The organism is Coprococcus intestinihominis, from assembly GCF_040096555.1.
Lineage (GTDB): Bacteria > Bacillota > Clostridia > Lachnospirales > Lachnospiraceae > Coprococcus_A > Coprococcus_A intestinihominis.
The window spans coordinates 1-6,708 of the sequence record NZ_JBBMEK010000185.1; the positions used below are offsets into that span (position 1 = coordinate 1).

General features: G+C 43.7%; 8 protein-coding genes. All 8 read right to left on the minus strand.

Going from position 1 to position 6,708, the window contains the following annotated elements; translation table 11 throughout:
• The coding region (locus tag WMO25_RS12865; RefSeq protein ID WP_349085622.1) for an iron-sulfur cluster assembly scaffold protein at window positions 1-238 on the minus strand (238 nt) is incomplete at its 3' end.
• The gene (locus WMO25_RS12870) at window positions 228-1,445 is read right to left on the minus strand and encodes an aminotransferase class V-fold PLP-dependent enzyme (RefSeq protein WP_349085623.1); all 1,218 of its coding nucleotides are present in this window, start codon (window positions 1,443-1,445) and stop codon (window positions 228-230) included. The genes WMO25_RS12865 and WMO25_RS12870, both read right to left, overlap by 11 nt.
• Window positions 1,432-2,499, minus strand: a complete 1,068-nt coding sequence (locus WMO25_RS12875) for a SufB/SufD family protein (protein WP_349085624.1) — start codon at window positions 2,497-2,499, stop codon at window positions 1,432-1,434. The genes WMO25_RS12870 and WMO25_RS12875 overlap by 14 nt, the downstream gene beginning before the upstream one ends.
• A 19-nt stretch (window positions 2,500-2,518) precedes the next feature.
• On the minus strand, window positions 2,519-3,925 hold the full coding sequence (gene sufB, locus WMO25_RS12880) for a Fe-S cluster assembly protein SufB (RefSeq protein ID WP_349085625.1): 1,407 nt from the start codon (window positions 3,923-3,925) through the stop codon (window positions 2,519-2,521).
• Window positions 3,926-3,953: 28 nt separating this feature from the next.
• Window positions 3,954-4,709 carry a Fe-S cluster assembly ATPase SufC gene (gene sufC / locus WMO25_RS12885; protein ID WP_349085626.1) on the minus strand — a complete coding sequence of 252 codons (756 nt, stop codon included), beginning with the start codon at window positions 4,707-4,709 and terminating at the stop codon, window positions 3,954-3,956.
• Between the two features lie 65 nt (window positions 4,710-4,774).
• A complete protein-coding gene (locus WMO25_RS12890) occupies window positions 4,775-5,191 on the minus strand; it encodes an RrF2 family transcriptional regulator (RefSeq protein WP_435384313.1) in 417 nt (138 codons plus the stop codon).
• A 302-nt stretch (window positions 5,192-5,493) separates the two neighbouring features.
• Entirely contained in the window at window positions 5,494-5,973 is a 480-nt protein-coding gene (locus WMO25_RS12895; RefSeq protein ID WP_221717285.1) for an LURP-one-related family protein, read from the minus strand.
• The gene (gene yfcE / locus WMO25_RS12900; RefSeq protein WP_117527570.1) at window positions 5,948-6,490 is read right to left on the minus strand and encodes a phosphodiesterase; all 543 of its coding nucleotides are present in this window, start codon (window positions 6,488-6,490) and stop codon (window positions 5,948-5,950) included. The genes WMO25_RS12895 and yfcE overlap by 26 nt, the downstream gene beginning before the upstream one ends.
• Window positions 6,491-6,708 lie beyond the last annotated feature (218 nt).

The window sequence follows — 6,708 nt, forward strand, 5'->3', positions numbered from 1 at the left end:
TTCCAAGGATCATCCCCAGCATAATGTCTGCGGATGCCTGGGAAATGGCACATCCATCTCCTACAAAGGCACCATCTTCAATGACATCGTTTTCAACTTTCAATTTCAGAAAAATATCATCTCCGCAGTTTGGATTGACTCCTTCCAGAACAATATTGGCATCCGGAAGATCATGTTTATACTCCGGCCGCAGATTATGTTCTGTCAATATTTCATTATAAAAACTTCTACTCTTCATATCCCATTCTCCTTCTTATGCTGGCAACGCTCTTTACAAAAGCATCCACTTCATCCAATGTATTGTAAAACATAAAACTTGCTCTTGTCGAAGAATGAACGCCAAGATAGGTCAGAAGCGGCTGAGCACAATGATGACCGGCACGAACATCAATGCCGTCTGAAGCAAGGATTTCACTGACATCGTGCGGATGAACACCCTCTACTGTAAAAGATATGATACCTGTATGGTTTGCCGGATCTTCAGAGCCCATCACATGTACATGCGGCACCTTAGCCAATCCTTCCATCGCACGCTGTGTTAAGGCCAGTTCCTGCTCCTGGATAAAATCAAAGTTTACCTGATTCAGGTAATCAATGGCAGCCGCCAACCCTGCTGCACCGGCAGCATTCACTGTTCCGGCCTCAAATTTATACGGTAATTCCGCAAATACTGCCCCTTCTCGTGTCACGGAATCTATCATTTCACCGCCGGTGAGAAATGGCGGCATTTCTTCGAGCAATACTTTCCTGCCATATAATACACCGATTCCCATCGGCCCCATGAGTTTATGCCCTGAAAATGCCATAAAATCCACATCCAGTTTCTGCACATCCACAGGCATATGCGGTACACTCTGCGCACCATCCATTACAACCACTGCGCCTACTTCGTGTGCGCGGGCCACGATTTTCTCTATCGGATTGACACATCCGAGAACATTGGATACCTGAGCCACTGCCACCAGTTTTGTCTTCTCATTGATTACCGTCTGAATCGTTTCATCTGTCAATGTGCCGTCAGTTTCACACTCCATAAACTTTAATTCAGCACCGGTCTGACGTGCCACCATCTGCCATGGCAAAAGATTGCTGTGATGCTCCATAATAGTGACCGCAATCTCATCTCCAGCCTTCAGATGGCTGAGGCCATAGCTGTAGGCCACCAGATTCAGCCCTTCTGTTGTATTTCTTGTAAAAATAATCTCTTTCTTGGAAGTTGCATGAATAAAATCACGTACTGTCGCTCTGGCGTTCTCACAACTCTCGGTAGCCTTCAGACTGAGAGGATAAAAGCCTCTCAGCGGGTTCGCATTTTCTGTCTCATAAAAAACCTTGACTGCATCCAGTACAGCCTGCGGGCGCTGGGCTGTTGCTGCATTATCTATATAAATCGTATCCTCATTCTGTAAAAGAGGGAAATCTTTTCTGTAATCACTGGCTGTCATTGCTCATCACCTTTGTAAGCTGGTCTGCTACAATCCTTTCTGTTTCTTCATCCTGTATATGCTGGTAGAGGACTTCAAGTTTTGCTTTTGTCATAATATCCTCGGCTGTCTCCTGATCGATGCCTCTGGCCGCAAAATAAAATAATGCTTCTTCATCCAGTTCACCAATGGTTGCGCCGTGGCTGCCATCTACATCCTCTTCTGCGCAAAGAATCAATGGAATCGTCTTATTCTCCACATCATCCCCAAGCAGCAGTACATTCTCAGTTTCTGCACCTTTGGATCCCGATGAACCGCGTTTAAAATCAATGGAACCTCTGAAAACTTTCTTTGCCGCATCTTTTAGTGTACCGTCTACCTGAATGTCACAATTTGTCTTCTTTCCCCAATGGTTGATAACCAGATTCATATCCAATGTCTGCTGCTTCTGGCCAATATAGCCAATCTCCGTATGTAGTTCAGACTGGTTGCCTTCCAATTCTGTCTGAATGCCGTTATATACATCACCTCTGCCGACAAACATCTGAAGAACATCAAGCTTTGCTGTCTCGTCGCAGACAGAACCTACTGCGTTCAGTAATCTCTGTCCTTCATCCAGCATATTGATCTGTATCAGACGAATCGTGCTGTTTTTCCCAGCATAAAGTTTTGTTCTGAATGCCAGATCGCTCTGAGCCTTTTTGCCGGATGTAAACTTCTCAATCACTGTCACACGGGCATTTTCTTCCGCTGCAATATAAACAGTTCCCGCTGCATTCTCCTTATCTTCACTGCTGATATCCAGTCTGATGACTCTGTCACCGGCTTCAGCTTTTGCTGTAAACTGTAAAATCGGAAGATTCTCATCCTCAAATATCACATTCGCCTCAGCGCCGACGCCTGTTGTCATTTCCTTTATATTCAAACCGGCTTCAGATACCTGTTCCGGCTCTTCTGCCATCACCATGCAAGGCTGCACATCCCCATTCCATTTCACTGTTGTATCATTTAAATGGAGCCAGTACCATGTTTTGGATGGCAGCGGATTAATCTTTAATGTCTCATTCTCTTTCATCTTCAAATCCTCCTTTACCCTATCCAATACTGCCTTTCATTTCAAGTCGAATCAGATTGTTCATCTCAAGTGCATACTCAAGAGGCAGCTCCTTTGATACGTTGTCCGCAAATCCACTGACGATGCACGCTCTTGCATCTTCCTCGCTCATGCCCCTGGACATCAGATAGAAAACAGCCTCGTCACTGATACTGCCGATCTGTGCTTCATGACCTACATTAGCATTCTTGGTACGGATATCCATGGCAGGGATCGTATCTGATCTGGATTCCGAATCCAACATCAAAGACTGGCAGGAAACCGCAGATTTTGCACTTTCTGCACCTTTATTCACAACAACGGATGAACGGAATGTACTGATACCGCCATCCTTTGAAATAGATTTAGTATTAATATAAGAACTTGTATTTTCTCCAATATGAACAACTTTGGCACCTGTATCCAGATTCTGGCCTTTGCCGGCAAATGTAATGCCTGTAAATTCCATCTTGGAGCCACGGCCTTTGAGAATGCTCATCGGATACAGATAGGAAACATGTGAACCAAAGGAACCGGATACCCATTCAATGGTACCTCCTTCTTCTACCAATGCTCTCTTTGTGTTCAGATTGTACATATTCTTGGACCAGTTTTCAATCGTCGAATAACGAAGTCTTGCATTCTTGCCCACAAAAAGCTCCACACATCCGGCATGCAGATTGGCGACATTATATTTCGGTGCTGAACAGCCCTCGATGAAATGCAGATCGGCCCCCTCATCCACAATGATCAGTGTATGCTCAAACTGTCCTGCACCAGGCGCATTTAATCTGAAATAAGACTGAAGCGGAATTTCAACAGAGACCCCCTTCGGTACATACACAAATGAACCGCCGGACCAGACAGCCCCGTGAAGTGCGGCAAACTTATGATCTGTCGGTTTCACCAGCTTCATAAAATGCTTCTTCACCATATCTGCATATTCACCGGTCAATGCACTCTCCATATCGGTATAGACGACACCCTGTGCAGCGACTTCCTCACGAACATTGTGATAAACCAGCTCGGAATCATACTGGGCACCGACACCGGCCAATGACTTTCTCTCTGCTTCAGGAATACCCAGACGCTCAAATGTATTCTTAATATCTTCCGGCACATCGGACCATTTGGCTTTCATCTTCGTATTCGGTCTGACATAAGTAACAATCTGATCCATATTCAAGCCTTCTATAGATGGCCCCCAATCCGGCACTGCCATCTCATTGTAAATTTGAAGAGAATGCAGACGAAAAAGTTCCATCCATGCAGGATCATGTTTCTCTTTGGACAATTTCTGCACAATTTCAGGCGTCAGTCCTGCTTTAATCCTGTATGCGTCTTTTTCATCATCTTTAAAATCATATATGCTTCTATCTATATCTTCAACTTGACTCTTTTCTTTCACCGTCAGTCACTCCTTTCCCACGCCGCTTTTACTGCTCCTGAGTTTCATAACTTCCGAATCCGTTTTCATTGATCTCTTCAACAAGGGATGCATCTCCAGTCTTGATAATCCTGCCTTCAACCATGACATGGGTATAATCCACATTCAGTGCTTCCAGAATTTTTGTACTATGTGTAATAACAATTAAACTGCCTTTGCATGTCTTCTGGTATTCTTCAATACCTGCTGAAACTGTACGTACTGCATCCACATCCAGGCCAGAGTCTGTCTCATCAAGGATGGCCAGTGAAGGTTTAAGCATCAGAAGCTGAAGGATCTCTGCCTTCTTCTTCTCACCGCCGGAAAAGCCCACATTCAGATCACGTTCCGCATAAGACGGATCCATCTGCAAAATAGCCATTGTCTTCTCAAGATCTTTCTTGAAATCCCACAGTTTGATTCTCTTGCCGGTTTTCTGTTCCAGTGCATTTCTAATAAAGGAACTCAGTGTCACGCCTGGAATCTCAAGCGGATTCTGGAAAGAAAGAAAAATACCGTCTTTGGCACGCTCATTGACTGGTTCCGCCGTAATATTCTTGCCTTTAAACCATATTTCGCCGGACTTCACAGTATAACGTGGATTGCCCATCAGTGCATAACCGAAGGTGGACTTACCTGTACCATTCGGTCCCATCAAAACATGCGTCTCCCCTTCACCAATGGACAGATCCACGCCATGAAGGATTTCTTTATCTTCAACATCAACATATAAATCTTTTACATTCAATAACTGCTTGTTCAACATTTTTATGCCTCCTACTTGTTTCTTCTCTATTATAATTATGCTGTATTTTCCTGTGTTATCTGTATCTATTCATCAAAACGGCCCTTCCCAGCCACATCAGCCAGTGTCATATTATCCAGATAATCTGTGATAACATTCGACAACCCCTGCCATACTGGCAGCGTGCAGCAAAGCTCTGCTCTCCCGCAAGGTTCTGCATTATCCTTGAGACAGGATACAGGTGCCAGTGTTCCTTCGGTCAATCGAAGAATGTCACCGACTTTATATGCCTCCGGCTTTCTGGTCAGATGATAACCGCCGCCTCGGCCGCTGGTTCCTTCAATATAGTGTTCCTTTGACAACATTCTGGCAATACTCTCAAGATACTTCAGAGAAATACTCTCCGCTTCCGCTATCTCTTTCAGCGGTACAAACTCCCGTTCTGCATTGACCGCCAGATACGTCATAACCCGCAGTGCATAACGCCCCTTTGAAGAAATCATTATCATCCTATATTCATTCCTTTCCTTTTTCTATGGGTATGATATACCCATTTACCTACTATGTCAATAGGCAATTAAAATAGTGCGTCATCTTAACTAAAAAACACCCGCCGGATTTATTCCAGCAGATGATTTTCATTCTGTATGCCGTATTTAATTTGTAACTGTTCAGAGCCAAGCAAAATTTCAAAAAACAGGTATAAAATGCTTGCATTTTAAGACTGTTTTTGAACTTTTATTTGGCGGATACGCCACACCGATGAAATGCTTAGCATTTTGGAGGTTAGCTCTGAACAGTTAATTTAATTTCTTGAACACTTCTCTGCATCTATCGCCAGAACAAACATCAGCACATATAATGCATCTTCCGGATTCACGATATCCATCACGTAAGTGTCCGTCATATGAAAAAGCTCCTTCGAAATTGCAGCAATCCTCTGTCCGCCCGGTCCAACAATCGTATAGTCCCATTCCATATAACCGCCCTCGATATGCCAGCCGTTAAAATCAATATCGTATTTCGGCTTCAAAAATGTCAATTCTTTCTGGATGCAGCCAATATATCTTTCTTTTTCATAGACTTCAAACTTCGGAAGCAATGTCAACACCTTCTCTTTGACTGTCCCGACTTCTTCACCATAAACACTGAAAATCTTCAGACAATGTCCCCAAGCCAACTGCCCTTTAACAACATAAACTGTCTGTTCCGTTTCATCATATATATCATAACTGTCAAACCATGAAAACAAACGCTGCTTAAACAATAACTTCGTTTCGAACACCTCCTTCAAGATCTTTCCAGACAAAATCCGATCCTTCCCAAGTCATATACCCATGATAACTGTTTTCTTTCGGGATGGATACCGAACCCGGATTCATATAAATATAGTTCTCATGCGCCACACACTTCGGAACATGAGTATGACCGTGCAAAAGAATATCACCTTTATGCAGCGGCGGCAAATTTTTCTCATTGAAAACATGCCCATGGGTTGCAAAAATCATCCGCGTACCTGCTGTCAAAATTGCATATTCTGCCATCACCGGAAATTCCAGCACCATCTGGTCCACTTCCGCCTCGCAGTTTCCCCGGACACAGAGAATATCGTCTTTCATTCCATTCAAAAGCTCAATAACTCTTTTGGGCTGATATCCCTCCGGCAAATCATTGCGGGGTCCATGATATAAAAGATCACCTAACAACAGCATCCGATCTGCCTTTTCCTGTTTGTAAGCCTCAAGCAACTTTTCCAGATAAGCGGCCGAGCCGTGTATATCTGATGCAATCATCCATTTCATCTCTTCTTCTCCTTCCGACAATTCAACGCTCATTCCTTTATCTATTATTGTCAGAACAGAATGATTCGTCAAGTACTCTCTTGCACATTCATGGATAAACGGAACTTTTATGGGCAAAAAGTCTTCAATGCATCTATCGCCTGCTGAATCAGTTCTTCCAGACTCCATTCAAGCATATCTGCCCCTCGCTGGATAACTTCTTTGGGAAATTCTATTCC